Source organism: Patulibacter sp. NPDC049589, from assembly GCF_040675535.1.
In the GTDB taxonomy this organism is placed as follows: domain Bacteria; phylum Actinomycetota; class Thermoleophilia; order Solirubrobacterales; family Solirubrobacteraceae; genus Patulibacter.
In genome coordinates this window covers 1-26,607 of the sequence record NZ_JBFAPC010000078.1, presented here as the reverse complement: position 1 = coordinate 26,607, position 26,607 = coordinate 1, and the positions used below count along the sequence as shown (strand labels likewise).

Sequence of the window (26,607 nt, the reverse complement as noted above, 5' to 3'; positions counted from 1 at the left end):
CGGAGCTCGACGCGCCGCTGCCCGAGGTCCCGGAGGAGGCCGACATCGAGGGCTCGAAGAGCCGTTCCACGCTGATCGCCGAGCTCGCGCGCCGCGACGGCCTGACCGTCCGCCAGGTGCTCGGCCGCCTCGGCGGCGGGCGCGGCCACCGGACGTTCGCCGGCACGCCGGAGCAGGTCGCCGACACCATCGAGGAGTGGTTCACGCAGGGCGCCGCCGACGGCTTCAACATCATGGCGCCCGCGATCCCCGTCGACCTCGAGGCGTTCGCGGACCAGGTCGTGCCGATCCTCCAGCGCCGCGGGCTGTTCCGCGAGGAGTACGAAGGGACCACGCTGCGGGAGCACTACGGGCTCGCGCGGCCCGAGAACCGCTTCGCCGCCGAGCGGCGCGACCGCGAGGCGGCCGGGCTGCCCGCCGGCGTCGAGGACGCGGGCGTCGCACTGGGGGCGACCCGATGAGCGGCGGGTCCTCCGCGGCGGACGCGCCCCGGCCGCTGCACTTCGCGGCGTTCGTGATGAACACCGCGTCGCACATCACCCACGGCCTCTGGCGGCAGCCCGAGGGCGAGCAGCTGCGCTTCAACGAGCTGGACCTCTGGGTCGACCTGGCGAAGACGCTCGAGGCCGGCGGCTTCGACGCGATCTTCTTCGCGGACGTCGTCGGCCTCTACGGCGACTACCGCGGCGACTGGGACTTCCACGCCGAGCTCGGGCTGCAGATCCCGAGCAACGACCCGCTCGTGATCCTCTCCGCGCTGGCGTCGCACACGAAGCACCTCGGCCTCGCGTTCACCGCCGGCCCGATCCAGCAGCCGCCGTTCAACCTCGCCCGCCAGGTCGCCACGCTCGACCACGCGTCGGACGGGCGGATCGCCTGGAACGTCGTCTCCAACCTGCTGGGCTGGAAGAACTTCGGCCACGACGAGCGCTACGACCTCGACGACCGCTACGCGCTCCTGGACGAGTACCTCGACGTCCTCTACAAGCTCTGGGAGGGCTCGTGGGACGAGGGCGCGCTGCTGCAGGACCGCACGTCCGGGCTGCACGCCGACCCGTCGAAGATCCACAAGATCCATCACGAATCGGCGCACTACCGCGTCGAGGGGCCGGCGCTCGTCGCGCCGTCCCCGCAGCGCACGCCGCTGATCTTCCAGGCCGGCTCCTCGCCCGTCGGCCGCGACTTCGCCGCCCGCCACGCCGAGGCGCAGTTCATCGCGTCCCCGGATCCCGACAACGCGCGGGCGCTGATCGACGACACCCGCCGGCTGGCCGCGTCGCACGGCCGCCGCCGCGACGACCTGAAGTTCTTCCAAGGCCTGTCGTTCGTCGTCGGCGCGACGGAGGACGAGGCCCGGGCCCGGGAGCGCGAGCTCGAGGAGCAGATCGACGTCGACGGCCAGATCGCGCACTTCGGCGGCAGCGTCGGGATCGACCTCGGCGGCTACGACCCCGACACCCCGATCGACCAGGTCCACACCGAGGGCGGCCAGTCCGGCCTCGCGTGGCTGCGCGAGAGCACCGGCGGCCGGGCCCCGACGCTCGAGGACGTCGTCCGGCTGCGGGCCCGCGGCGGCCGCGTCGTCGGGACGCCGGAGCAGATCGCCGACCGCCTGGCCGCGTGGCGCGACGCCGGCGTCGACGGGATCAACGTCATCAACGCGACGATCCCCGGGTCGTACGTCGAGTTCATCGACCACGTCCTGCCGGTCCTGCGCGAGCGGGGTCTGGCGGCGGCGATCCCGGACCCCGACGCGCCCGCGCAGACGCTGCGCGCCCGGCTCTTCGGGACCGATCGCCTGAGCGACCGCCACCCCGCCGCGGCGTACCGCGGCGCGTTCACGCCGCTGCCCGCCCCGATCGCGGCCGACTGATGGCGACGGTGAGGAGCACCCCGATCGCCCCCGGGTCGCCCGAGCTGCGGGCCCTGTTGGACGAGATCGCCGCCGGCGCGTTCGAGCGCGAGCGGGACGACGTCCCGCCGCACGACGTCGTCGACCGGATCCGCGAGACCCGCCTCGGGGCGCTCCGGGTGCCGCGGGAGCACGGCGGCGCGGGCGCGACCCAGCGCGAGCTGTTCGCGACGATCGTCGACCTCGCGCACGCCGACGCCAACCTCGCCCACATCCTGCGCGCGCACTACTGGTTCGTCGAGCGCCGCCGGCTGGACGACGGCGCCGAGGCCGGCCGGTGGCTGCGCGCGGCGGCCGACGGGGCGCTGTACGGCAACGCGACGTCCGAGGTCGGCGGGTCGCGGCCCGTCGGCGACTTCTCCACCGACACCCGGCTCGCCGACGACGGGGCCGGCGGCTACCGGCTCACCGGCACGAAGTACTACTCGACCGGCTCGCTGTACACGGACTTCGTCTCCGTGCTCGCGGCCCACGACGACGGCCGGCTCGCCGCCGCGGTCGTGCCGGTCCACCGCGACGGCGTCACGCTGGAGGACGACTGGGACGGCATCGGCCAGCGCCTCACGGGAACGGGCACCACGCGCCTCGACGCCGTGGCCGTCGCCGCCGACGAGGTGCTCTCCCGCGAGGTCGCCGACCCGCCGGAGCCGACCTACGAGGGCGCGTCGCTGCAGCTGTACCTCACCGCGGTCGTGGCGGGGATCCTCCGCAGCATCCGCGACGACGCCGCCGCGCTGGTGCGCGGCCGCGAGCGGACCTACGCCCACGCCGCGGCGCCGGTCGCCGCCGAGGACCCGCAGCTCCAGGAGGTCGTCGGGCGGATCGCCAGCTGGGCGTTCGCCGCCGAGGCGACCGTCCTCGCCGCCGCCGACGCGCTGGACGCCGCCGAGGCGACGGTCGTCGACGGGGTCCCCGCGGCGGACGCCGCGACGCACGCCTCGCTCCGCGCGGCCGAGGCGAAGGTCCTGGTCGACGAGCTCGCCCAGCGCGCCGGCGGCCTGATCTTCGACGTCGGCGGAGCGTCGGCGACGAAGCGGTCCCGCAACCTCGACCGCCACTGGCGCAACGCGCGGACGCTCGCCTCGCACAACCCGACCGTCTACAAGGCCCGCGTGATCGGCGACCTGACGATCAACGGGACGCCGCTGCCGGCCGTCGGCTTCTTCTGACCGCGGACGCGGTCGCCGCGCCGCCGACCCTCGCCGCTCCTCCGCGCCCCGAAGCGGCGCGCGCCGCATCGCGCCCCGGGCGCACACCGCCCCCCACCTGCGCATCCCCCCCCGCACCGACCGAAAGCCCCAGTGACCGACACCGACAGCACCCCGCCCCGCCGGCGCCTGCGCCTCAACGCGTTCACGATGAACGTCGTCTCGCACATCGTGCAGGGCCAGTGGACCCGCGAGGACACGCGCCAGCGCGAGTACAAGCGCCTGCAGCCGTGGGTCGAGCTCGCGGGGATCCTCGAGCGCGGCCGCTTCGACGCGATCTTCTTCGCGGACGTCGTCGGCGCCTACGACGTGTACCACGGCGACCGCGATGCCGCCGTGCGCAACGCCGTGCAGTTCCCGGTCAACGACCCCAGCGCGCTCGTCCCGGCGCTGGCGCTCGTGACCGAGCACCTCGGGATCGCGTTCACGCTGTCGATCCTCCAGGAGCACCCGTTCAGCTTCGCGCGCCGCGCGTCGACGCTGGACCACTACACCGACGGCCGCGTCGGCTGGAACGTCGTCACGTCGTACCTCGAGAACGCGGCCCGCAACCTCGGCTACGGCGGCCTGCCGCTGCACGACACCCGCTACGACCGCGGCGACGAGTACCTCGAGGTCCTCTACAAGCTCTGGGAGGGCTCGTGGGAGGACGACGCGGTGGTCGCCGACCGCGAGCGCGGGATCTACGCCGACCCGGCGAAGGTCCACGAGATCGGCCACGTGGGGGAGTACTACGACGTCGTCGGCCCGCACCTGTCGGAGCCCTCGCCGCAGCGCACCCCCGTCCTCTTCCAGGCCGGCTCGTCGGAGCGCGGCCGCGAGTTCGCCGCCCGCCACGCCGAGGCGACGTTCATCTCGGCCCGCAACGTCCTCGGGGCGCGGACGAACGTCGACGACCTGCACGCGCGCCTGCGCCGTCACGGCCGGCGCCCGGAGGACCTGCTCGTCTTCCAGGGCCTGACCGTCATCACGGCGTCCACCGAGGAGGAAGCGCGGCGCAAGGAGCGCGAGGTCCAGGAGCACCTGAGCGACGAGGGCACGTTCGCCGTCGTCTCCGGCTGGCTCGGCGCCGACCTCGGCGCCGTCGACCCCGAGGCGCCGGTCGGCGACCTGCGCACCAACGCGCAGGAGGGCCTGATCCGGTCGCTCGCCGAGTCGGCCCCGGACCACACCTGGCGGTTCAAGGACGTCGTCCGCTCGATCGCCAACCAACGCATCGTCGGCACGGCCGAGCAGGTCGCCGACGAGCTGCAGGCGTGGCACGAGGAGGGCGGCATCGACGGCGTGAACCTCACGTACACGACGACGCCCGGCTCGTTCGAGGACTTCGTCGACGGCGTCGTCCCCGTGCTGCAGGACCGCGGCATCGTCCAGCGGGAGTACCGCGAGGGCACGTTCCGGGAGAAGCTCTTCGACGGGGCGTCCGGCCCGCGGCTCGGCGACCGGCACCCCGGTGCGGCCCATCGCCGGCCCCCGGCGCCCGCCCCGGCGGAGGTCGCGGCATGAGCCTCCCGAAGCTCGTCGCGGTGCTCGGCAGCGCAACTCCGCCCGGCAAGCAGCACGCCGCGCTCGCCGCCGCCATGGAGCGCGTCGAGGGCCGGACGTTCACGACCGAGCTCGTCGACCTCGGGACCGTCGCGATCACCCCCGCCGGCGGCCCGCCGCAGGGCGACCGGGACGACACCGCCGACGTCGTCGCGAAGCTCGCGGCGGCCGACGCCGTCCTGCTCGCCACGCCCGTCTACCGCGGCTCGCTCAGCGGCGTCCTGAAGAACCTGCTCGACCACGTGCCGGTCGAGGCCCTGAACGGGACCCCGGTGGGGATCGTCGCCCAGGGCGCGAGCGACCACCACTACCTCGGGGCGGACCGGCACCTGCGGGACGTCCTGACGTTCTTCGGCAGCCCGGTCCCGCCGGTGTCGGCGTACCTGACGACCGCGGACTTCGCCGACGGCCGGCCGCTGGACCGCGGCGTCGACGAGATCGTGGCCGTGGTCGACGGGCTCGCGCGGCTCTTCGCGGTGACCGGGGGCGCGCCGTTCGGCCCGCCGCCGCTCACGGAGCGACCGCGCGGCTGACCCGTGCGGCCGACCGCCCGGGTCTCGCCGGGCACCGCCCGGGCCGCCGGTGGCCCGGGCCCGGTGGCGGCGCTACGCCTCGGCGGAGCGCGGGACCACGATGACCGGGCAGCGCGCCTGGTCGAGCACCGGGCGCGAGACGCTGCCCAGCAGGATGGTCTCCACGGGCCCGTGGTCGCGCGAGCCGACGACGAGCAGGTGCAGCTCGGCGGACCGCTCGACCAGCCGGTCGACCGCGCTGCCGTGCAGCGTGATGGGGCGGGCGCGCAGGCCCTCCGGGAGGGACGCGACGCGCTCTTCGAGCAGCGCCTGGACCTCGGCGTCGACGACCTCGGGGTCCGGCGGCGGGGGCTGGATCGGCGCGGGGCCGCCGAAGCCGTCCGTCGTCATCGGTGGGGTCACGAAGTCGGCGACCCCGATGACGTCGAGGCCGCGGTCCTCCGCGAGCGCCAGGCGGGCGGCGAGATCGACCGCGGCGTCGGCGACGCGCGAGCCGTCGTAGCCGACGCCGACCACCGAGATCGCGCGGGTCGCGTCAGCCGAGTGGGCGTGGCCCTCGGTACGGGCGGGGATGGCCACGGGGCACGGCGCGCCGTGCAGGATTCCGGTCGAGTCGCTGCCCAGGACGAGCCGGCCGACCGGGCCGTGCTGGGCCGGGCCGATGACGATGAGGTCCGCGCCGCGGCCCGTCGCCAGGTCGTGCAGGGCGTAGGCGGGGGAGGAGACCGGCAGCGACAGCAGCTCGACGTTCGCCGCCGCCTGCTCCGGGAGGGTGTCGCGCAGGCTCTCGAGCAGGTGCATGCCCTCGCCGTGCAGCGCGTCGTCGAGCTCCTCCTGCCGGCCGCGGCGGCCGAAGCGCGCCGCGTTGGGCGTGTAGGCGTGCACCAGGACGAGCTCGGTCTCGGCGCCGAGTGCGGCGAGCTCGGTCGCGAGCCGCAGCGCGTCGAGCGTGCCGGGGCCGTGGTCGCAACCGACGAGGATCTGCTGGAACAAGGGGGACCTTCCGGGGCCGCTGACGGGCCCCCTACGCTACTGCCTCGTGGTGGCGCGCAGGCACGGCCGACGTCCTCCGCGCCGCGCCGCGGCACGACCTCGGGGACGGCCGCGGCGACCCGCGGGCGCACGGCGTTCGCGGCTCCGGTCGTCGGGTAGCCTCCTCACCATGGCGACCCGTCCCGTCCCCTCGCCGCCACCAGCCGGCCGGCCCGGGCGTCCCGCCCTCGAGCCCGGGAACCGCTCCGCGGGCCGCGTGCTCACGGTCCTCGACGCCTTCGTCGGCGCCGGGACGGACCTCGGCGTGTCCGAGATCGCGCACGACGTCGGCCTGGGCATCAGCACCACGCACCGGCTGCTGCGGACGCTCGTCGCCGCCGGCTACGTCGTCCAGGACCGCCGCACCGAGCGCTACCGGCTCGGGCCCGCCGTCATGACGCTGGCCCAGGCCCACTTCGCCAGCTCGGGCCTCGAGCTCGTCCGCGCGGCGCTCGAGCGCCTGTCGGACGAGGTCGGCGAGTCCGTGACCTTCTGCGCGCTCGAGGGCCAGGAGTCGGTGCAGCACCTGCAGGCCAACAGCACGAAGCAGGCGCTGCGCTTCGAGACCCCCAACGGCTCGCGCGCCCCGGTCCACGTCTCCGCGATCGGCAAGGCGCTGCTCGCCCAGGGCGAGCCGACGCCGGAGCTGATCGCCTCGCTCGGCCCGCTGATGCGTGCCACGCCGGGTTCGATCACCGATCCCGAGCTGCTGCTGGCCGACCTGCGCCGCACGCACGAGCGCGGTTGGGCGCTCCTGGACGAGGAGCGCGAGCCCGGCGTCCGCGCGGTCGCGGTGGCCGTGGTGCCGCGCAGCGGTGCCGAGTCGCGGGTCGGCGTCTCCGTCCAGGGACCCGTGATGCGCTTCCCCGACGAGCGCCTGCCCGAGCTGGCCACGGCGCTGCAGCGGGCCGCCGCCGAGCTGGCGGCGGTCCTCCCGCCCGACTGGCCGTAGGCCGCCGCGGTCGCCCGCTCAGGCGGTGACGGCGGCGGCGCGGCGGACCCGCGGCGCGACCTCGTTCGCGAACCGCTCCATCTCGGCCTCGAACGGCTGGAACTGGAGCATGAACGTCTCGATCCCGAGCTCGTGGAACTCCTGGATCCGCGCTGCGACCTGGTCGTAGCTGCCGACGAGGCCGGCCGCGGTGCCGCCGTTGGTGCCGATCGCCGGGTACTTTGCGAAGGTCTGGAACATCACGGCCTGCTCGTCCGCGCCGGCGATGACGTTCTCCAGGCCGGCCTGGTCGAGCTCGTTGAGCTTCCAGTGGTAGGCGAGCTCCGACTGCGCCTCCTCCTCGGTCTCGCGCGCGATCACGAAGGCCGCGAGCCCGTAGCGCACCGGCGGGCCCGTGCGGGGGCGCGCCGCGACGTCGGCGATGAGCTCGGCGACGTTCTCCTGCGGCTGGCCGTTGATGAACCAGACGTCGCCCCGGGCGGCCACGAGGTCGCGCGCCTGGGCGGACTCGCCGCCGACGTAGATCTGGGGGCGCGGACGGTGCAGGCCGGCGGGGCGCAACTGGTAGCCGTCGATGTCGAAGTGCTCGCCGTGGAACTCGACGCGCTCCCCGCGCAGCAGCCGCGTCACGATCTCGAGCCACTCGCCGCCGTACCCGTAGCGGTCGTCGTGTGCGGGGAACGCGATGCCGGCGCGCTCGATCTCCGGCCTGAACCACGCGTTGACGACGTTCAGCGACAGCCGCCCGCGGGAGATCGCCTCGATCTGCAGCGCCTGCTTCGCGAGCAGGACGGGGTGGAAGAGCAGCGGCTTGATCGCGGTGATCAGCTCGATCCGCTCCGTGGCCTCGGCGAGCGCGGCGACCGCCGTCCACGTCTCGAGCTGGTCGAGGTCGTCGCCGAACGGGTTGATCAGGTGCTGCGCGACGAGGGTGCTGTCGAACCCGAGCTCCTCGGCCTGGAGCACCAGCGCGCGGTTGCGCTCCCACGACGCGTCGAGCGGGTCCTCGGGGTGGTGAGCGGACGCCCACGTGCCGTAGACGTTGGCCCAGACGCCGAAGCGGGGGCCGGGATGGTGGCTGGTCATTCGTGGGTCCCGGGGTGGTGGTGGAGGGCCGGAGATGCCGTGTGACTGAGTAAAGCACGAAAACGGATCCGGTTTCCAGCAATGCGTGCTAGGTTGGGCCGTGTCGCACGAACCGGCCCCGATCACCAGCGCCCCCGCGGACGACCAGGACACCGTCCTGCGGACCGACGTCCTCGTCCTGGGCGGGGGCCCGGCGGGCACGTCCGCAGCGCTGGCGGCGGCCGCGGCCGGGGCCGGCGTGGTCCTCGCCGACAAGGGCTGGTGCGGGACGTCCGGCGCGGCCGCGTCCTCGGGCGTGGGGGTCTGGTACGTCGAGCCCGACGCCGTGGCGCGCGAGGAGGCCAAGGCGTCGCGCGAGGGGCTGGGCGGCTTCCTCGCCGACCACGACTGGATGGATGGCGTCCTCGACGAGACGTACTCCCGGGTCGGATGGCTCGCCGAGCGCGGCTACCCGTTCCCGGTGAAGGAGGGCGGCCGGCAGGCGCGCGGCTCGCTGCAGGGCCCGGAGCTCATGCGGCGGCTGCGCCGCGAGGTCGTCCGCGCCCGGGCGAAGATCCTGGACCACAGCCCCGTCCTCGAGCTGCTCCAGGACGACGACGGCATGGTCACGGGGGCGACCGGCGTCCACCGTCAGACCGGTCGTAGCTGGACCGTCCACGCGGGCGCCGTGGTCGTCGCCACCGGCGGCTGCGCGTTCCTCAGCGGCGGCCTCGGCTGCGACGTCCTGACCGGCGACGGCCACCTGGCCGCGGCCGAGGTCGGGGCCGAGCTCTCCGGCATGGAGTTCTCCAACGCCTACGCGATCGCGCCGGCGCACTCGTCGGTCACGAAGACCGCCTTCTACGGCCGCGCGAGCTTCCGCTACGCGGACGGCACGATCATCGAGGGCGCCGGCTCGGCGCGTGGCCGCAGCGTCATCGCGCGCACGCTGCTGGAGCAGCCCGTCTACGCGGTGCTCGACGGCTGGGCGCCCGAGCACCACGCGTGGCTGCGGCGCTCCCAGCCGAACTTCTTCCTGGCGTTCGACCGGGCGGGCATCGACCCGTTCGTCGACGCGTTCGAGGTCACGATGCGCCTGGAGGGCACGGTCCGCGGCACCGGCGGCCTGCGGATCGTCGACGCGGAGTGCGCCACGACGGTCCCCGGGCTCTACGCCGCGGGCGACGCCGCGACGCGCGAGCTGATCTGCGGCGGCTTCACCGGTGGCGGGAGCCACAACTCCGCCTGGGCGCTGTCGTCGGGCACCTGGGCCGGCCGCGGTGCGGCGCGACACGCGGTCGCCGATCCCGCCACCGGGCGCACCGGCCGGCCGGCGGGCACGGTGGGCCTCGGTCCGGTCGCGAGCGCCGGGACCGGCGGGCCGACCGCCCGCGAGGTCGTGCAGGCTGTTCAGGACCAGGTACAGCCCTACGACATCAACCTCTTCCGGACGGGCGACGGGCTCGCCCACGCCCGGGGCGTCCTCGACGGCCTGTGGTCGGAGGTCCGCGGCGGGCTCGCGCCGGCCGACGGCGCGCGGGGCGCCGTGCGCATCCGCGAGGCCGCGGCGATGGTCGCCCACGCCCGCTGGATGTACGAGGCCGCCGCCCGGCGGACCGAGACGCGCGGGATGCACAAGCGCCAGGACTTCCCGGAGCAGGACCCGGCGCAGCGCCACCGGCTCGTGGTCGGCGGGCTCGACACGCCGTGGGTCCGCGTGTCGCCGCTCGCCGGCGAGTCGCCGGCCGCGCCGCGCCCGGAGTCCGCGCTCGGCGCCGCCGGCGGCGGGACCGCCGCGGTGGCCGCATGATCGAGCTCGTCAGCAGCAGCCGCTGCATCGGCTGCGACGTCTGCATCCGCGTCTGTCCGAAGGACGTCTTCGACCACGGCCCGGGGCGGATCCCCGTGATCGCCCGCCAGGAGGATTGCCAGACGTGCTTCCTCTGCGAGGCGTGGTGCCCCGCCGACGCGCTGTTCGTCGCGCCCCAGACCACGCCCGCGCCCGCCGGGTCCCGCTACCGCGACGAGGAGGCGCTGGCCGAGGACGGGCTGCTCGGCAGCTACCGCCGCGAGCTCGGCTGGGGCAAGGGCCAGGCGCCCGGCGCCGGCGACGACCTCAGCCACGTCGTGATCCCGCTCCTGCACTGATGTCCCTCCGCCGGGGCCGCGCTCCCGCCGCCCGATCCTCCACGAAAGCGTGCCGATGACCCGCCAGATCCGCCTCAACGCCTTCGACATGAACTGCGTCGCCCACCAGTCGCCGGGGCTCTGGCGCCACCCGGACGACCAGTCCTGGCGCTACAAGGACCTCGGCTACTGGACGGACCTGGCGCAGCTGCTGGAGCGGGGCCGCTTCGACGGGCTGTTCATCGCCGACGTCCTCGGGACCTACGACGTCTACGGCGGATCCGACGAGGCCGCGATCCGCCACGGCGCGCAGGTGCCCGTCGGCGACCCGATCCTCCTGACCTCCGCGATGGCCCACGTCACCGAGCACCTCGGCTTCGGGATCACGACCGGCACCGCGTTCGAGCACCCGGTGCCGTTCGCCCGCCGGATGTCGACGCTGGACCACCTCACCGGCGGGCGGATCGGCTGGAACGTCGTGACCGGCTACCTGCCGTCCGCGGCCCGGAACTTCGGCCAGGACGACCAGCTCGAGCACGACGACCGCTACGAGCACGCCGACGAGTACCTCGAGGTCCTCTACAAGCTCTGGGAGGGCTCGTGGGAGGACGACGCCGTCGTGCGCGACCGCGAGCGGGGCGTCTTCACCGACCCGGCGAAGGTCCATCCGATCGCGCACCACGGCCGGCACTTCGACGTGCCCGGGATCCACATCTCCGAGCCCTCGCCGCAGCGCTCGCCGGTGATCTACCAGGCCGGCGCGTCGCCGCGCGGGCGCCGGTTCGCGGCGGAGAACGCGGAGGCGATTTTCACCGGCGCCCCGACGAAGGCGCTCCTGAAGGAGGCCGTCGCCGACATCCGCGCGCAGCTCTCCGACGCCGGCCGCGACCCGTACTCGGCGCGGATCTACAACCTGCAGACCGTGATCACGGACGCGACGCCCGAGGGCGCCCGGGCCAAGCACGAGGAGCTCCAGAGCTACGCCAGCGACGAGGGCGCGCTGGTCTTCATGTCCGGCTGGATGGGCATCGACCTCTCCCGCTACGACCTCGACGACCCGATCGGCGACGTCCAGTCCAACGCGATCCAGTCGGCGGTCGCGGCGTTCCAGCAGGCCGACCCCGACGGCCGCGAGTGGAAGGTTCGCGACATCGCCGCCTGGGGCGGGATCGGCGGCCTCGGCCCGCGCGTCGTCGGCTCCGGGGCGGAGGCCGCCGACGAGCTGCAGTCGTGGGTCGAGGAGACCGACGTCGACGGCTTCAACCTCGCATACGCGATCACGCCCGGGACGTTCGAGGACGTCGTCGAGCACCTGATCCCCGAGCTGCAGCGCCGCGGCGCGTACCCGACCGAGTACGCGCCGGGCACGCTGCGGCACAAGCTCCTCGGCCGCGGCCCGCGGCTGCCCGACGAGCACCGCGGAGCGTCCTATCGCGTCGGCGAGGCGCGGTCGACCGGGGCGGCCGGGTCGGCGCGCTGAGGCCGCGTCCCGTACCAAGCGGGACGATCGCCGGCGCGCGCAGGCGACCGATCTCGTCGTCCCCCCGGTCGTGCCGCCGTGACCGGCCTCAGTCACGCCGCGGTCGAGCCAGACGCGGTGGTCGAGCGTGCGATCCTTCGTGCCCAGGAGGAAGCACCGCACGTTCGACGAGGGGACGCACCCCCGGCGGGGACCGCACCCCCGATCCGCGACTCGCCCGCTGACGCCTCCCGGCCGGACGGGAGGCGTCAGCCAGCGGCCGCGCACCGGCAGGGCTCAGTCCCCGTCCGGCATCGCACGCCGCTCAGGAGGCCGGGACCTGGAGTCGCGTGCGGCCCCCGTCGGTCGCGGGCTCCGCCGGGAGACGGTCGTCCCCGAGCAGCCCGCGGCGCCGCAGGACCGGGAAGACCCCGTCGCCGAACGCGTAGGCCTCCTCGACGTGCGGGTACCCCGAGAGGATGAACTCGGTGATGCCGTGGTCGTGGTACTCCTCGATCAGGTCGGCGACCTGCTCGTGGTTGCCGACCAGCGCCGTCCCGGCACCGCCGCGGAGCAGGCCGACCCCCGCCCACAGGTGCGGGTGGACCTCGAGGCTGGCGCGGTCGCGGCGGCCGCCGTGCAGAGCGACCTGCCGTCGCTGGCCGACGGACGCGGCCTGCGAGAGGTTCGCCTGGGCCCCGGCGATCGTCTCGTCGTCCGCGTCGGCGATCAGGGCCTCGGCAGCGCGCCACGCGTCCTCCTCGTCGTCACGGGTGACGACGTGCAGGCGCACCCCGAAGCGGGGCTCGCGGCCGTGCTCGTCGGCGAGCTCGCGCACCCGCTCGACGAAGCGTCCCGCCGCGGCCGGGGGGACACCCCAGGTGAGCGCCACGTCGGCATGCTTGGCCGCGACCCGCAACGCGGCGTCGGATGCCCCGCCGAAGTAGATCTCCGGCGGCTCCGGGGACCCGATCGCCAGGGCACCGTCCGCCCACAGGTGCTCGCCGCGGAAGTCGAACGGCTCGCCCTGTAGCGCCCCGCGGAGGATCGTCAGGAACTCGTCGGTCCGGGCGTAGCGGTCGTCCTTGGACAGCCCGTCGCCGAAGCGACGCTGCTCGGCGTCCTCTCCGCCGGTGACGATGTTCAGCAGGAGCCGCCCGCCGGTGACGCGCTGGAACGTCGCCGCCTGCTGGGCGGCGAGCGTCGGCGACAGCGTCCCGGGTCGGAACGCGACGAGGAAGCGCAGCCGGTCGACGGCCTGGCTGAGGGCGGCCGTCGTGATCCACGCGTCGTCGCACCACGTCCCCGTCGGGGTCAGCGCGGCGTCGAAGCCGGCCTGCTGCGCGGCGCGGGCCACCTGCTCGAGGTACTCGAGGGTGGCGGGCCGGCCCGCGGACTCCAGGCCGCTGCCGCGGTGCTGCTGGCGGGCCTGCGTGGCGGCACCGGCCTCCAACAGGGTGCGGCCGTCGCCGTGGGTGGGCAGGTACCAGTGCAGCGCGACGGTCACGACGGCCGTCCCGTCAGGAGCCGGTGGTGCGGGTGCGCGCAGCCGGGTCGGTCAGGGGTGTTCGGCATCAGATCAGCTGGTCCCGGGGCGGCAGGGTCCCGTTGAGCAGGTGGTCGCCGATGGCGACGTACTTCCAACGGGCGGGGTCGTGGAGCGAGTGGGTCCGGACGTTGCGCCAATGGCGGTCCAGGCCGTGCTCCTCGTCGGTGGCGGACGTCCCGGCGAGCTCGAAGATCGCGCTCGTGACGTCGACGCCGAGATCCTGCGTCAGCGCCTTGGCCTGCGCGACCGCCAGCGAGGCGTCCGCCGCGGCCTGGTCGGTCAGGACCGGGAGGGCGAGCGCGTCGTCGATCGTGGCGGCGCCGCGCGCGAGCAGCGCTTCGAGCGCGGCCACGCGGGCCGAGAGCTCGCCGAAGCGGCGCAGGACGTGCGGCTCGTCGGAGGCCCGGTCGACGCCGGCCTCGGGGCGAGGGCGCGCGGCGGTCCGGACGAACGCGGCACCGTCCTCCAACGCCGCCCGCGCGACGCCCACGTCGATCGCGGCGTGGAGCACCTGGTCGTAGGCGCCCCACAGGGACGGCGGCAGCTCGGCGACCCGCGGCGCGGGCCCGGGGTCGGCCACGAGCGCGTCGTCGACCTCGACGCCGTCCAGCAGGACGCCGCCGCTGAACGTGGTCCGCTGGCCGAACGCTGACCACTCGTCCAGCCGCAGGTCGAGGCCCGGGGTCTCGGGCGTCACGAACAGGGTCACGCGGTGGTCGGCGCGACCGTCCCGCTGGGCGCCGACGGCGATCCAGCTCGCGCCCAGCGCACCGGTGGCGTAGTACTTGCGCCCGTCGATCCGCCACCGGCCCGTCGCCTCGTCGCGGCCCGCGACGGTCGCGTTGTCCGCGGCCGTGCGGCCGCCGCGCTCCGAGAACGCGTTGCCGATCTGGGCACCCGCGAGGACGTCGGCGTAGATCCGTGCGGCGAGGCCGGCGGGCCCGCCCGCGCGCAGCGACTCCTGGACGACGAAGTGCGTGAGCAGCAGCTGGGCGATCGAGGAGTCCGCGCGGGCGATCCGCCGGAACACCTCGGTGATCGTGGCGCGCGGGAGCTCCGGGCCGCCGTGCTCGCGGGGCACCGCGATGGCGAGCAGCCCGCTGCTGGCGATCGCCTGCAGCTCCGCCAGCGGTGCGCGGCGCTCTCGGTCGCGGACCGCGGCGCCGGGTGTGATCAGGGCAGCGATCGCGTCGGCCGCGGTGAGGGCCTCGGCGCTGGTGCCCAGGACAGGGGGGCGCTCGGACGTCAGGAGGGACGGCGCGTCGGGGGTCAGGGTGGGGCTGGTGTCGGGCACGGGATCAGGAGGGGGTCGTGGGGGACAGGGGGGCGTGGGGAAGGCGGACGGCCGCGCCGCTGGGCGGCAGGCCGGCCTCGGCTGCGCCGAGCGCGGTCAGCGCGAGGATCTCGTGGGTCAGCGCACCGCTGGCCGGATGGAACGCGGCGCCGGGGACGTCGCGGTAGATCCGCTCGAGCTCGTGCCCGCGGAACAGCGACGCGCCGCCGACGACGAGCGAGCTGAGCTCGACCACGCGCCGGGCGGACTCGGACGCCTGGTACTTGGCGGCGGTGATCTTGGCCGGCCAGCGATCGCCGTGGTCCACGCCGTCGGACCAGTCCGACGCCACGCGCTCGAGCTGCGCCTCCAGGCGCTCGAGCTCCAGTGCTGCCTGCGCGATCTGATGGCGCGCGTAGGGGTCGTCGGCCAGTGGCGCCCCGCCGTTCTTGCGCGACACGCGGGTGCGGGCGTGGGCGACGGCGACGTCGAGCGCGCGCTGGGCGAGCCCGTGGTAGACGGAGCCGATCCCGACGAGCGCCCAGGCGAACAGCGAGAGCACGAACGGATCGGCCACCGACGGCTCACCGACCGTGAGGACGGTGGCGACGTTCTGGGCCGCGGCCGGGGTCCCGTCGAGGTGGGTGTCCTCGCTGCGGGTCGCGCGCAGGCCGATCGTGTCCCAGCGCTCCTCGATCCTGATGCCGGGCGCGTCGCGGCGCACGAAGGCGTGGACGATCTTCGGGTGCTCCGGGTCGCTGTCGTCCCGGCCGTGCAGGCCGAACCAGTCCCACGCGGGGGTCAGCGAGCCGAAGATCTTGTGACCGGTGAAGCGGTAGCCCCCGTCGCCGGTCGGCTCCGCCCGGGTCGTCGAGTCGTCGATGCCCAGGTCGTTGGCCGGCTCGCCGTGGCCGGCGGCGAAGACCCGTCCCGCGGCGGCCTCGGCGAGCACCCAGTCCAGCGAGGAGTCACCGCGGCGGTGGGCGTCGGCGGCGGTGCCCGTCCAGTAGAGGTGCATGTTGACCGCCAGCGCCGTCGAGATCGAGCGGTAGCCCAGGCGGCGCTGCTCGCGGGCGGTCTCCAGGAGCGTCCGGCCGTGGCCGCCGACGCTCTCGGGCACGTTGAGCCCGAGGTAGCCGAGATCGCGGAGCTCGTCGAGGTCCTCGCGGAAGAACCGACCCTCCCGGTCGTACTCCGGAGCGCGGGCGGCGAAGCGGTCGAGAACGTCGTCGGAGAGGACGAACGGGCGCAGCCCTGCGGCGGTGCCGGTGGGTGCGTGGTCCAGGGTGCTCATCGGGTCGCCTCCGGGGTGCCGGTGTACTCGGGGTTGGGCGGCACCGCGAGTGCGACGCCGAGTCGGTTGGTCGCGCCGATGAACGCCGCGACGGAGAGGGCTTCGAGGATCTCGTGGTCGTCGAGCCCGTGGACGCTGCGCAACGTCTCGTAGGTCTCGTCGGTGATCGACTGCGGGTCGCGGTTGACGGCGACGGCCAGGTCGCCGAGCGCGCGCTCGCGCGGGGTCAGCTCGTCGACGTGGCGGTGGTCGATCGCGACGCGGTGCGCGACGGAGTGGTCGCCGAGGACCCGGCCGAGCTTGTTGGCGTGGTTGGTGTGGCAGTACGCGCAACGGTTGTCACCGGAGACGACGGTCGCGATGACCTCGCGCTCGCGCAGCGGGAGCCGGGCGGAGCCGCCGTCGGGTGCCAGCAGCGGCCCGAGGTAGCCGAGCAGCCGCTCGAGGTCCCCGGCGTTCAGCGACAGCGCACGGAACCAGTTGGAGGTGTGGCCCTCGGTCTGCTCCTGCTGGCGGAAGTGCGTCCGCAGGACCTGGGAGTCGAGTTCGTCGATGGGCGGGACCGTCAGTCGGGAGACGGGGGTGATGACGGGTGTGGTGGACATGGATGACCCTCCTTGTCGTTCAATAGTCGTAAAACTGATCGGAAAATGCAAGTATCAGCGGACGCGAATGGTCAGCGTCTGCTCGTAGGCGGTGAAGAGGTCGACGACGAGACGCACTCGGACCCGCCACCAGCCACGCCGGTCGAGGCGGAGTCGGGTGGCGTAGGAGCCGGTCGCGGTGCCCGGCAGGCGGCGGATCCGGCCGGCCGCCAGTGCGTGCCGCAGCCGTCGGGGCGGGTCGGGTTGCGTGCCGCTGCGCAACCCCGCACCGCCGCTGTGGCCCCCGACGGTCTCGTCGTCGGGGAGTGGCCCGCCGCCGGGCGCGGCCGTGGTGATGTCGACCCGCTCGAGATCCGAGAACGGCCGGCCGTCGGTCCCGACGAGCGAGAAGCTCAGCCGTCGGTCGCCGGTGGCGGTCGCGGAGAGCTCGCCGTCCAGACGGGGTCCGCCACCGAAGTCGGCGCCCAGGAGCGCCGGCGACGCCGCGAGCGCCCGCGGCGTGGCGGTGCCGCCGAGTGCAGCGGTCAGGACCAGCACGCCGACCAGGCCGACGATCTCGAGGCGCAGGCGGCGCCAGGCCGCTCGTGGTCCCGGGGCTTCGCGGCGGAGCACCGACCCGTCGGTCTCCGTCGAGGGACATCCGCGGCGCCGATGCCCGATCGCCACGAGGCCGACCACGCCGACCAGCAGCACCTTGGCCGCGAGCAGGCGCCCGTAGCCCGACGTCCAGAGGTCGTCCGGCCCGGTGAGGGACAGCGCGGCCTGGGCGACCCCGGCCACGGCCAGCGCCGCGACCGACCCGGCCGCGACTGGGGCGAACGCGCCGATCAGCCGCCGCGCCGCCGGGCCCCGCTGCGCGGGGGCCGACGCCGGGCCGACGACGAGCAGGACGACCGCGACCCCGACGATCCCGCCGAGCCACGCCGCGGCGCCGAGCACATGGATGGCGTCCAGGACGGTGCGCCCGACGTCGGCCGCGGCGTGCCCGCTGCGGGTGACGACGACCACCAGCGCGGCGGCGAGGGCCGCGAGCGCGACGCGGTCGCGGAGCGCCCGGCCCCGGGTCCCGCGCCCCAACAGCGCCCAGATCGCGACGGCCAACAACGCAGCACCCCCAAGGGCGGCCCGCCCGGAGTCGAGGTCGGGCAGGCCCGTGATCGACCCACTCGACGCGAGGTCGCCCAGGTCCCCCCGTGCGGTCGCGCGGTCGATCGCGGCCGTGACCAGGGCCGCGGGCAGCGCGACGCCGGCGGACCACCCGGCCGTCCGGCGCAGCGCACGATCGCCCCGGGAGGCGGCCGGACCGCCCCCGATGCGGGGCCAGACGGCGACGAGCAGGAGCGCGACGCCGCCCGCGACGAGGAGCGCGGCGTCGCGGATCCCGCGGGCGACGGCCCGGGCGGGCCCGGCGGCGGCCCCCGGACCGACGGTGTCGTAGAGCGCCGCCAGCGGGGCCGACCGGCTCGCGCGCCCGATCGAGAAGCGGTACCCGCCGACCATCACGTGGCCGTCGTCGCCGGCGGTGATCCGGAAGGCGACGGCGTAGGTGCCTTCCCGGAGCCCCCGCCGGAGGGGGACCTGCAGTCCCCGGGCCCCCGACGCGGTCGCCGAGCCGCGATCGGCGCGCCGGCCGTCCGGCGCGACGACCCGCACCGCCGCGGTCCGGGCGTCCAACCGGTCGTCGAAGCGCATCGTCAGCGTGGTCGGTGCCCGGGCGACGCGGCCGCCGGGCTCGGGCGACCCGGAGACGAGGCTGGTGTGCGCTGCGGCGACCGGGGCACCGACGCCGAGCAGGGCGAGGGCGAGCAACAGCACCGCGGCTCCGACGGCCGCGGCCGCGCGGACCGCGTGCCGCGCCCGCGGACGAGCGACGGGCACGGCGTCAGGCGGCGGCGCGGGGATCGTGGTGCTCGGACCGGAACCCGAGCAGGTCCAGCACGTGGGTCCGCAGGGCGACGAGTCGCTCGTCCCCCGGGGGGCGGGGACGAGGGACGTCCACGACGACGTCCTCGAGCACCCGCGCGGGACGGTCGCTGAGCACGACGACGCGGTCGGCGAGCGTCAGCGCCTCGTCGACGTCGTGGGTGACGAGCAGGCCGGTGAACCCCTCGTGGGCCCAGAGCCGTGCGATCTCGCCCTGCAGCGTCAACCGGGTCAACGCGTCGAGCTTGCCGAGCGGCTCGTCGAGCAGCAGCAGGCCCGGCCGGTTGACGAGCGCCCGGGCCAGCGCGGCCCGCTGGGCCATGCCGCCGGAGAGCTGGTGGGGGAGGGCCTCGGCGAACCCGGTCAGTCCGACGAGCTCGATGACCTCGTCGATCCGGCCGCGTTCCTGCTTCAGCCGGCCTCGGGCCTCGGGCCCGACCGCGACGTTGCGCCAGACCGAGCGCCACGGGTAGAGCGTGGCCTCCTGGAAGACCAGGGCGCGGCTGGGGTCGGGGCCGGTGATCTCGCGGTCGTCGGCCAGCAGCGTCCCGGAGCGCGGGCGGTCGAGGCCGGCGAGCAGGCGCAGGAGCGTGGACTTGCCGGACCCGCTGGGCCCGAGCAGGGCGACGAAGCCGCCGGCGGGGACGTGCAACTCGACGTCGCGCAGGACCTCGACCTCTCCGCCCTTGCCGACGAACGCCTGGTGCACGCCGCGGACGGCGATCTCGATGCTCACCAGCGCACCAGCCCGCGCTGCCAGGAGAGCACGTGGTCCCGGATCCGGAAGACCAGGGCGATCAGCCCCGAGAAGAGGACGACCATGACCAGCAGGACGACGTACATCTTCGGGTACGCCGACCACTGCTGCTGCCACTGCAGGTACCACCCCAGGCCGGCCTTCGCCCCGAGCTGCTCGCTCACGACGAGCGTCGGGAAGACCGCGCCGAGGCTCATGAACAGCCCGACGAAGACCGACGGCAGCGCGGCGGGGATGGCGACCTTCCAGACGAGGAAGCGCGGCGACGCCCCCAACGTCACGGCGACGTCGTAGTACGGGCGTGCCACCCCGGCCACCCCCGAGAACGTCAGGACGGCGATCGGGAACCCCGCCGAGAGGGCGATCAGGAGCACGCTGGCGGCGTGCGCGGAGGGCAGGATCGCGAACGCCGCCGGGATCAGCGCGACCGCGGGGACCGGCCCGAACGTCTTCAGGAGGGGGTTGGCCCAGTAGTGCACCCGCTGGGACCAGCCCATCGAGACCCCGAGCGCGAAGCCGGCCGCGCCGCCGAGCGCGAAGCCCAGCGCCAACAGCTTGGCCGACGCCCAGACGCTGCGCAGGAGGATCGCGCGCTCGTCGACGAGGTGCCGCAGGAGCGTCTGGGGGGCCGGCCAGTACGGCGGGTGGAGGATCCCGGTCTTCGCGGTCAGGACCTGCCACGCGATGCCGACGATCGCCAGCACGATCAGCCACGGAGCCGCGTGACGGGCCCGCTCCGGGCGCAGCACCGCCCACAGCGCGACCAGGGCGACGATGACCAGGTCGATCACCGCCAGCGCGCTGGAGTTCGAGATCTTCCCCTCCGGCTGCGAGGTGTACTCGTAGGCGTTCTGGACGGTCCCCGTGTAGACGGCGAGCGCGGTCCACAGCACGAGGGCGAGCGCCGTCACGGGCAGCACCGAGCGGAGCCGGCCCGTGGCCTCGGTGCCCGCGACGACGCTGTCGGTGGTGGTGCTGCGCGCCGCAGGCCGTCCGCGCGGCCGCCACCGCGTGGCGCGGGGGCTGGGATGTTCCTCGGTGGCCATCGGGGGCTCCCTGGTCGCGGTGCGGCGGACGGTCAGGCCGCCGTCGGGACCGGCGTGTTCGTCTGACCGAGGACGTCCACGAACGCCTTCTTGGCGAGCGCGGTCGTGTCGGTGTCGGCGGTCAGGTACCCGGTCGCCTTGAAGTCCTTGGCACCCTGCGTGAGCTGCTCGTGGAACTGGTCCACCCCGGGCTCCCAGATGTAGGACGAGAGCAGCTTCTCGAGCGTCTCGCGGTCGGCGGCGACGTACTTCTTCTCGTTCTCGAGCTTGGCGGTGGCCTCGATGTTCTTGCCGGCCCACAGGCTGCCCCGGAACCACGCCTGGACGACCTTCGCCGTGACGGCCGGGTACTTCTGCAGGAAGCCGTAGTTCGTCGTCGTGGCGCAGCAGTACTGGTCGCGGTGCTCGGGGGACGCGTTGGAGCCGATCTCCCGTCCGTAGCCCGCGTCGATGGACAGGTAGCCGAACGGGTCGGAGGAGACGATCACGTCCACCTCGCGCTTGCGCAGCGCGGTGTCGAGCGCGTCGCCCTGGAAGACCCGCCACTTGATGTCCTTCGCGGGGTTGATGCCCGCCTTGGCGATGTCGATGGAGAAGAACGCCATCGCGGAGCCGCCGATGCTGTCGGTGCCGACCTCCTTGCCCTTCAGCTGCGCCAGGCTCGTGATCCCGCTCTTCTCGTGGGCCACGGTCCGCAGGCAGCCCTTGTGCAGGCCACCGGTGAGCCGGATGTCGAGGCCCTGCTCGATCGGCTTCAGCCACTCGAAGAGGATCCCGGGGGCGAAGTCCGCCTTGCCGGTGGAGACGGCGTCGCGTCCGGCCGCACCGGAGATCTTCGTCAGCTCGGCCGGGACCCCGGCCTCCTCGAAGAATCCCTGGTGGTAGGCCGCGTACAGCGGGGCCTCGCAGGCGCCGCCGCCCCAGTTCAGGCGGACCTTCCGGCCGAGGGCCTTCAGCTCGGCGTCGAAGTCGCCCGCTGGGCCGGCGGTGGTGCTCGCGGGAGCGGTGCTGCTCTTGGGGCCCGCGGTCTCGTCGCCGCCGCAGGCGGCGAGGATCGAGCCGCCGGCGAACACGGCGCCGGCGCCGAGGGCACCGCGGCGCAGAAGGGTTCGACGGGACAGTCGGTCGGACGGGTGGGACACGCGGGACTCCTAAATACGTAAACCTGATCGAATATCAAGACAATCATGCTCGGGGCGCGCTCGCAACCCCCTGACGCGCAGAACTTCGTAATGGTCGGAATGTGGATTGACATTTCGAGGTTTTCGACGCACGCTGTCGGGATGTCCCGGCTCGAAGCCCGCCCGCGCCCAGGCCCACCGCCCGCCCGTCTCCGGGCGGGACAAGGCCTCACGGCCGGAGAGGCCCACCGCCCGTGAGCGACACCCGCCGTCCGCAGGCCCGGCCCGTCCGTCGCCCCGCGCCCGACGCCGCTCGCGACGAGCGTGCGCTCGAGCACCTCCGCCAGGTTCCGCTGGTCGACGCGCTGTTCGGGCGGCGATCGCGTCGGTTCCTGCTCGGGGCCGAGATACCGGACGGCCCGTTGGCCCACCGCTCGGCGCACGAGCCGCTCGCGCTGGGTGAGACGGAGCGCGACCTGATCCTCGCCGCCGTCGGAGGCAACACCGGATGGCACCACTCGATCACGCGGCACGAGCGCTACGCCCCGCACCTGTCGAACTACCCCGGCAGCGCGAGCGGCCGGACGTTCCCCTCCGCGGCCGGGTTCCACACGGCCGAGGTGTTCTTCACCGACGACGACGGGGTGCACCTTCTCGAGACGCGGGACGCGCCTCCGGCCGTCGACCGCGACGACGAGGGACGCCTGCCCCTGCGCGAGCTCCTGCGGGCCAACGCGGCCCGCGTGCGCACGCTGTCGAGCGAGCGCCTGTGGATCCCGCCGCGCGAGCCGTACATGGAGGGCCACAACACCTGGGTGGCCAACCGGCCTGGGTCGTTGCTCGTCTTCCCCGTGGCCGACGTCGCCCAGCACGCGATCGCCAACCTCGCGTTCTTCGCCCAGAACGGCTACGCGATCTACGACGACGTCCACCGGCGGCCGATCCCCGGCCTCGAGCGCTTCCGTTCGCTCGTCGACGTCGACGATCCGTTGCCGTTGACCTTCCTGGACCAGTACTCGCTGACCGAGGCGACGGCCGAGGTCTCGACCGCGTGCTACGCCGGGGCGCTCGTGCAGCAGGCGATCGGCCTCGGCGGGTGGACCTTCAACGGCATCGACCGGCTCACGGTCCTCGGCGCCAGCGGCGATCCGGAGGTTCCGGGGCTCGGGTTCCGCTACGACGAGGACGAGCGCTGGGCGCTCCCCAATCCGACGGGCCTGCCGGGCGTCTTCGAGGCCCTGACCCCACCGCACGTGCCCGACATGCGCGCCGCCGTCGACCGCTTCGCCGAGCGCAAGTTCGGGCCCGGGGGGCCCTTCCATCCGGACACCCCCGGGCCGTGGAAGGACTCACGGCGCGTGCGCGGCTCCGCGCAGGGCCACGACGAGGCGTTCCGCGAGCTGCTCGCGCTCCAGGCCCAATATGTCTACGACACGTTCGGCAAGTGGCCCGCGACGGTCCCGAGCGTGTGGATCCTGATGTATCTCCAGAGCCACCACCTCGACCTCGAGTACTACGACCGCCACTTCGCGCCCGGGGCGTACCTCCCCACCCATGCGGAACACCTGCGGCGTTGGGACGGAATCGACTGACGCGCGCCCGCGGCCGCCGGCCGGATAGCCTCCCGTCCCGTGCGCGTCTACTCCGGCATCCAGCCCACGGGTCGCAAGCACCTGGGCAACTACCTGGGCGCGATCCGCCACTACGTCACCGGCCAGGAACAGGCCTCCGCCGCCGGCGACGACTCGATCTTCTGCGTCGTCGACCTCCACGCCACGACCGTGGCGTACGACCCCGCCGAGCTGCGCGATCGCACGTACGACACGCTCGCGCTCCTGATGGCCGCGGGCATCGAGCCCGAGCGGTCGATCCTCTACCGCCAGGGCGACGTGCCCGAGGTGCCCGAGCTGACGTGGCTCTTGACCGCCGTCACGGCGCACGGCGACCTCAACCGCATGACCCAGTTCAAGGACAAGTCCGGCCAGCAGCGCGAGCTCGTCTCCGCCGGGCTGTTCCTCTACCCGGTGCTGATGGCGGCCGACGTGCTCGCCTTCCGCGCGGACCGGGTGCCCGTCGGCGACGACCAGCGCCAGCACCTCGAGCTGATGCGCGACATCGCGCTGCGCTTCAACGCCCGCTTCGGCGGCGGCGCCACGGACGGCACCGGCGGGACGGAGATCCTGACGGTCCCCGAGGGCGTCTTCCCGACCACCGGCGCGCGGATCATGGACCTCCAGGCGCCGACGAGGAAGATGTCGACGTCGTCGTCGACGCCCGAGGGCGCGCTCTACCTGCTCGACGAGCCCAAGGCGATCGAGAAGAAGTTCAAGCGCGCCGTCACCGACTCGGAGAACCCGCCGGTCCTGCGGCGCGGGCCGGAGAAGGCGGGCGTCTCGAACCTCATCGACATCCTCGCCGCCGCCAGCGACCGCACGCCGGACGAGGTCGAGGAGAGCCTCGTCGGCGCCCGCGGCTACGGCGACCTGAAGGCGGCCGCCGCCGACGCGGTCATCACGCTGCTGGCGCCGGTGCAGGAGCGCTACGTCGCGCTGCGCGAGGACGAGGCCGCGATCGAGGCCGCCCTCGCGATCGGCGCCGAGAAGGCCCGCGCCATCGCCCGCCCGGTGCTCGCCGACGCGCGCGAGGCGATGGGCGTCGGCCCGCGCGGCTGAGCGCTCGTCGCCCCGGCACGATGAGCAACGATCGCCGCACGGGGGAGAGCCCCTCCGAGCGCCACACGCGCCAGATCTCCGAGATGTTGATGGAGACCCGGGTCGCGGCGGTCGGGATCCAGGTGATCATCGGCTTCCTGCTCGCGGTGCCGTTCCAGGCGACGCTCCGCGGCATGGAACGCGACGCCTACGTCGTGTCGATCATGGCCGGGATGCTGGCCACGGCGCTGCTGCTCGCGCCGAGCGTGCTGCACCGGGCGCTGCTGCACCGCGGGCAGGCGGTCTGGCTGGTGGCGGTGGGCACCCGCCTGATGCTGGCCGGGGCCGCGGCCACGTCCGTGTCGCTCGTAGCCGCCGCGCTGCTGGTCGGCGGCCGCGTCTTCGACTCCTGGCTGACCTACCTGCCCGCCGGCTGGACCGCGGTCGTGCTCGCCGTCCTGTGGCTGGCGCTCCCGGTCGCCCGGGGCGCGCGGCTGGACCGCGACGAGCGCTGACCGCCGGTCATCGGCGCAGCGTCGCCCGGCGCGACCGGCCCGGCCGGCCGTCCGGGGCGATCGGCCGGACCGAGACCGTCGTCCGCTTCGCGCCCACGACGCCGCTACGCGGGGCCGGGAAGCGGGCGCTGCGGCGCCCGGCCGGCAGGAAGACCGACGCGCGGCGGCCGTCGCCGTAGCGGACCTCGACGAGATGCCGGGCCGACGTCCCGCGGCCGGGCACGAACGCGACCTTCAGCCGGCGGCCGGCGCGGCGCACCGTCACGCGGGCCGGCGCCTTCAGCCGGAACGCCGGCTGGGTGAACCGGCCGACGACCCGCTCGTGCCGGACGATGCCGTCCTGGAGGATCCGCGCGAGGACGGTGTGGCGGCCCGGAACCAGTGCGTTGGGGGCGAAGCGGACGGTGCCCCGACGGCCGCCGCCCGGCAGCGGCGTCTCGCCCTTGGACGTGCGCTCGACGAAGGTGACGGTCTCGTCCGGCACGGCCGTCAGGGCGTAGGTGATCGTGCGCTTCCCGGCCCGGGTCGGCTTGCGGGCCAGGGTCGCCCGCAGTTTCGGCGCGGGCCCGGGGACGGTGGCGCCGACCCGGACGAGTCCGGGGGTCCCGGCCCGGGGGACGACCTTCCACGTGCCGGACGACGGCTTGTCGACGATCACCGCACGGTGGTGGGCCTCGACGCTCGCCTTCGAGCCGATCCGGTCGCCGGGGGCGTCGGGGTCGACGGTCGTGCCGGCCGGGGTCACGAGGTCCACGGCGGGCGTGCCGTCGGCGGTGCGCAGGTTCAGCGACAGCGACCGGGCGCCCTTCGGCACCGCGATCGGGACGGGCGCGGCCGACGGCGCGCCGTCGCCCTTGGCGCGCGTGCCCACGATCTTGATCCGGCTGAGGTCGCAGCCCGAGTCGACCGAGGGGTCCTCGCCCCACTCCAATTGCACGCTGCCCTCGGCGATCTCGAAGAACGGCGGGTCCCACGTCGGCAGCGGCACCTTGGCGCAGGCGCCGATCCCCTTCTGGGTGGCGTAGAGCATCGGGCCCACGCACGCTCCCAGCGCGCAGACCTTGCCCTTCGCGGAAGCCTGGAAGCCCTTGTTGCCGACGTAGACGTCGAAGTTCGCCCCGGCGTACAGCCAGGGGTCGACGCCGATCCCGACGTTCAGCGCGAACGTGGCGTATCCGGCGGTCGAGAACTCGAACGTCGAGTCGGCGACGGGCACGACGCTGAGGATCGAGGCGTCGCCGGTGGCCCGCAGCACGAAGGGCTTGCCGAAGACGACGGTCAGCTTGCCGTCGAGGTCGACGACGTAGATCGGCGGCGTGCTCGCGGTCCCCGGGGCGAGGGCGACCGCCCCGACCTTCGCGCCGCCGGTGAGGCTCAGCGGCGAGAAGCCGAAGCCGGCGGAGACCTGGTGCAGGAACACCTGCGGATAGAGGGTGATCCCCGGGAACGGCAGGTCGTAGGCCGCCAGCACGGAGACGAGCTTCCCGTTGGCGATGACGACGTCGACCCTCAGCGCCGCGCCTCCCGGGATCGTGATCTTCGCCCCGCCCTGCCAGCGGTCCCCGTCGCGCTGCCACGAGAGCCGCAGGTCGCTGATCTGCACCGGGGGGACGGTGAAGTCCGGCGCGGCGAGCTTCAGGCTGTCGAGCCGCAGCCCGGTCGGCGTGACCTTCAGGACGGCGTCGGCGGTCGCGTCGCCGAACGGCGTGGGCAGCGAGAGCGACAGCGGGATCGACGCCCCGGCGCCGTCCACGTAGGCCTGCAGCGCGCCCGAGACGGGGAAGCCCTTGACCTTGACCGGGAACTGCTTGGTGTCGAAGTGGAAGATCCGGCCGCCCGCGTCGGCCTCGAGCTTCTCGCGGATCGCGCCCTGCCAGAGGACGATCGCGTCGGTCTCGCTCGACGGGATCTCGACCCGCGCCTGGCCGCCGTCGGCGGTGTAGAGCTGCCGCGTCTTCGGGTCGACGACGAGCTGGGTCTTGCCGATCGGCGTGACCTTCAGCCCGTTGACGAAGATCGGGCCCTCGGAGACCGCGACGG

At 74.5% G+C, this 26,607-nt stretch carries 22 protein-coding genes and 1 pseudogene; 12 read left to right on the top strand and 11 right to left on the bottom strand.

Annotated features, from left to right (window positions below):
- The 5 genes and pseudogenes from AB0L40_RS15470 to AB0L40_RS15450 all read left to right on the top strand — a co-directional run.
- Positions 1-461, top strand: a pseudogene (locus tag AB0L40_RS15470) (LLM class flavin-dependent oxidoreductase); the annotation flags it as partial.
- The gene (locus AB0L40_RS15465) at positions 458-1,873 is read left to right on the top strand and encodes an NtaA/DmoA family FMN-dependent monooxygenase (protein WP_364356068.1); all 1,416 of its coding nucleotides are present in this window, start codon (positions 458-460) and stop codon (positions 1,871-1,873) included. The pseudogene AB0L40_RS15470 and the gene AB0L40_RS15465, both read left to right, overlap by 4 nt.
- Positions 1,873-3,081 (top strand): acyl-CoA dehydrogenase family protein, encoded by a 1,209-nt coding sequence (locus tag AB0L40_RS15460; RefSeq protein WP_364356065.1) that lies wholly within the window; start codon positions 1,873-1,875, stop codon positions 3,079-3,081. The genes AB0L40_RS15465 and AB0L40_RS15460 overlap by 1 nt, the downstream gene beginning before the upstream one ends.
- Positions 3,082-3,213: 132 nt before the next feature.
- Complete coding sequence (locus tag AB0L40_RS15455) at positions 3,214-4,626, top strand: LLM class flavin-dependent oxidoreductase (RefSeq protein WP_364356062.1); 1,413 nt, start codon at positions 3,214-3,216, stop codon at positions 4,624-4,626.
- The gene (locus AB0L40_RS15450; protein WP_364356059.1) at positions 4,623-5,198 is read left to right on the top strand and encodes an NADPH-dependent FMN reductase; all 576 of its coding nucleotides are present in this window, start codon (positions 4,623-4,625) and stop codon (positions 5,196-5,198) included. The genes AB0L40_RS15455 and AB0L40_RS15450 overlap by 4 nt, the downstream gene beginning before the upstream one ends.
- Positions 5,199-5,270: 72 nt before the next feature.
- Here the strand turns inward: AB0L40_RS15450 and AB0L40_RS15445 are convergent, their stop codons facing one another.
- Positions 5,271-6,191, bottom strand: coding sequence for a universal stress protein (locus AB0L40_RS15445; RefSeq protein ID WP_364356056.1), 921 nt, complete (start codon positions 6,189-6,191; stop codon positions 5,271-5,273).
- 169 nt (positions 6,192-6,360) lie between these two features.
- On the opposite strand from AB0L40_RS15445, the gene AB0L40_RS15440 reads away from it, so the two are divergent.
- Entirely contained in the window at positions 6,361-7,182 is an 822-nt protein-coding gene (locus AB0L40_RS15440) for an IclR family transcriptional regulator (protein WP_364356053.1), read from the top strand.
- 18 nt (positions 7,183-7,200) lie between these two features.
- On the opposite strand, the gene AB0L40_RS15435 is transcribed toward AB0L40_RS15440, so the two are convergent.
- Positions 7,201-8,268, bottom strand: a complete 1,068-nt coding sequence (locus AB0L40_RS15435) for an LLM class flavin-dependent oxidoreductase (RefSeq protein WP_364356050.1) — start codon at positions 8,266-8,268, stop codon at positions 7,201-7,203.
- Positions 8,269-8,389: 121 nt separating this feature from the next.
- On the opposite strand from AB0L40_RS15435, the gene AB0L40_RS15430 reads away from it, so the two are divergent.
- The 3 genes from AB0L40_RS15430 to AB0L40_RS15420 are packed head-to-tail and all read left to right on the top strand — an operon-like array spanning position 8,390 to position 11,854.
- Positions 8,390-10,057, top strand: a complete 1,668-nt coding sequence (locus tag AB0L40_RS15430) for an FAD-binding protein (protein WP_364356074.1) — start codon at positions 8,390-8,392, stop codon at positions 10,055-10,057.
- Complete coding sequence (locus tag AB0L40_RS15425; protein WP_364356047.1) at positions 10,054-10,395, top strand: ferredoxin family protein; 342 nt, start codon at positions 10,054-10,056, stop codon at positions 10,393-10,395. The genes AB0L40_RS15430 and AB0L40_RS15425 overlap by 4 nt, the downstream gene beginning before the upstream one ends.
- A gap of 55 nt (positions 10,396-10,450) precedes the next feature.
- The gene (locus AB0L40_RS15420; RefSeq protein WP_364356044.1) at positions 10,451-11,854 is read left to right on the top strand and encodes an LLM class flavin-dependent oxidoreductase; all 1,404 of its coding nucleotides are present in this window, start codon (positions 10,451-10,453) and stop codon (positions 11,852-11,854) included.
- A 304-nt stretch (positions 11,855-12,158) separates the two neighbouring features.
- On the opposite strand, the gene AB0L40_RS15415 is transcribed toward AB0L40_RS15420, so the two are convergent.
- The 8 genes from AB0L40_RS15415 to AB0L40_RS15380 all read right to left on the bottom strand — a co-directional run bounded on the left by AB0L40_RS15415 (position 12,159) and on the right by AB0L40_RS15380 (position 21,422).
- A complete protein-coding gene (locus AB0L40_RS15415; RefSeq protein ID WP_364356041.1) occupies positions 12,159-13,340 on the bottom strand; it encodes an LLM class flavin-dependent oxidoreductase in 1,182 nt (393 codons plus the stop codon).
- Between the two features lie 67 nt (positions 13,341-13,407).
- The gene (locus AB0L40_RS15410; protein WP_364356038.1) at positions 13,408-14,676 is read right to left on the bottom strand and encodes an acyl-CoA dehydrogenase family protein; all 1,269 of its coding nucleotides are present in this window, start codon (positions 14,674-14,676) and stop codon (positions 13,408-13,410) included.
- Positions 14,677-14,680: 4 nt separating this feature from the next.
- A complete protein-coding gene (locus tag AB0L40_RS15405) occupies positions 14,681-15,949 on the bottom strand; it encodes an acyl-CoA dehydrogenase family protein (protein ID WP_364356035.1) in 1,269 nt (422 codons plus the stop codon).
- Positions 15,946-16,554 carry a peroxidase-related enzyme gene (locus AB0L40_RS15400; RefSeq protein ID WP_364356032.1) on the bottom strand — a complete coding sequence of 203 codons (609 nt, stop codon included), beginning with the start codon at positions 16,552-16,554 and terminating at the stop codon, positions 15,946-15,948. Before AB0L40_RS15400 ends, AB0L40_RS15405 begins: the two co-directional genes overlap by 4 nt.
- 54 nt (positions 16,555-16,608) lie before the next feature.
- Positions 16,609-18,369, bottom strand: a complete 1,761-nt coding sequence (locus AB0L40_RS15395) for a copper resistance protein CopC (protein ID WP_364356029.1) — start codon at positions 18,367-18,369, stop codon at positions 16,609-16,611.
- Between the two features lie 67 nt (positions 18,370-18,436).
- A complete protein-coding gene (locus tag AB0L40_RS15390) occupies positions 18,437-19,213 on the bottom strand; it encodes an ABC transporter ATP-binding protein (protein WP_364356026.1) in 777 nt (258 codons plus the stop codon).
- Positions 19,210-20,280 (bottom strand): ABC transporter permease subunit, encoded by a 1,071-nt coding sequence (locus AB0L40_RS15385; protein ID WP_364356023.1) that lies wholly within the window; start codon positions 20,278-20,280, stop codon positions 19,210-19,212. The genes AB0L40_RS15390 and AB0L40_RS15385 overlap by 4 nt, the downstream gene beginning before the upstream one ends.
- Positions 20,281-20,312: 32 nt before the next feature.
- Positions 20,313-21,422, bottom strand: coding sequence for an ABC transporter substrate-binding protein (locus AB0L40_RS15380; RefSeq protein ID WP_364356020.1), 1,110 nt, complete (start codon positions 21,420-21,422; stop codon positions 20,313-20,315).
- Between the two features lie 332 nt (positions 21,423-21,754).
- On the opposite strand from AB0L40_RS15380, the gene AB0L40_RS15375 reads away from it, so the two are divergent.
- From AB0L40_RS15375 to AB0L40_RS15365, 3 genes are read left to right on the top strand one after another with little or no spacing between them, the layout of a single operon-like run.
- Positions 21,755-22,993, top strand: a complete 1,239-nt coding sequence (locus tag AB0L40_RS15375; RefSeq protein WP_364356071.1) for a hypothetical protein — start codon at positions 21,755-21,757, stop codon at positions 22,991-22,993.
- 39 nt (positions 22,994-23,032) lie between these two features.
- On the top strand, positions 23,033-24,073 hold the full coding sequence (trpS, locus tag AB0L40_RS15370) for a tryptophan--tRNA ligase (RefSeq protein ID WP_364356017.1): 1,041 nt from the start codon (positions 23,033-23,035) through the stop codon (positions 24,071-24,073).
- Between the two features lie 20 nt (positions 24,074-24,093).
- Positions 24,094-24,567, top strand: a complete 474-nt coding sequence (locus AB0L40_RS15365; protein WP_364356014.1) for a DUF6328 family protein — start codon at positions 24,094-24,096, stop codon at positions 24,565-24,567.
- A gap of 7 nt (positions 24,568-24,574) precedes the next feature.
- Here the strand turns inward: AB0L40_RS15365 and AB0L40_RS15360 are convergent.
- A partial coding sequence (locus tag AB0L40_RS15360; RefSeq protein ID WP_364356011.1) for a hypothetical protein occupies positions 24,575-26,607 on the bottom strand: 2,033 nt, incomplete at its 5' end.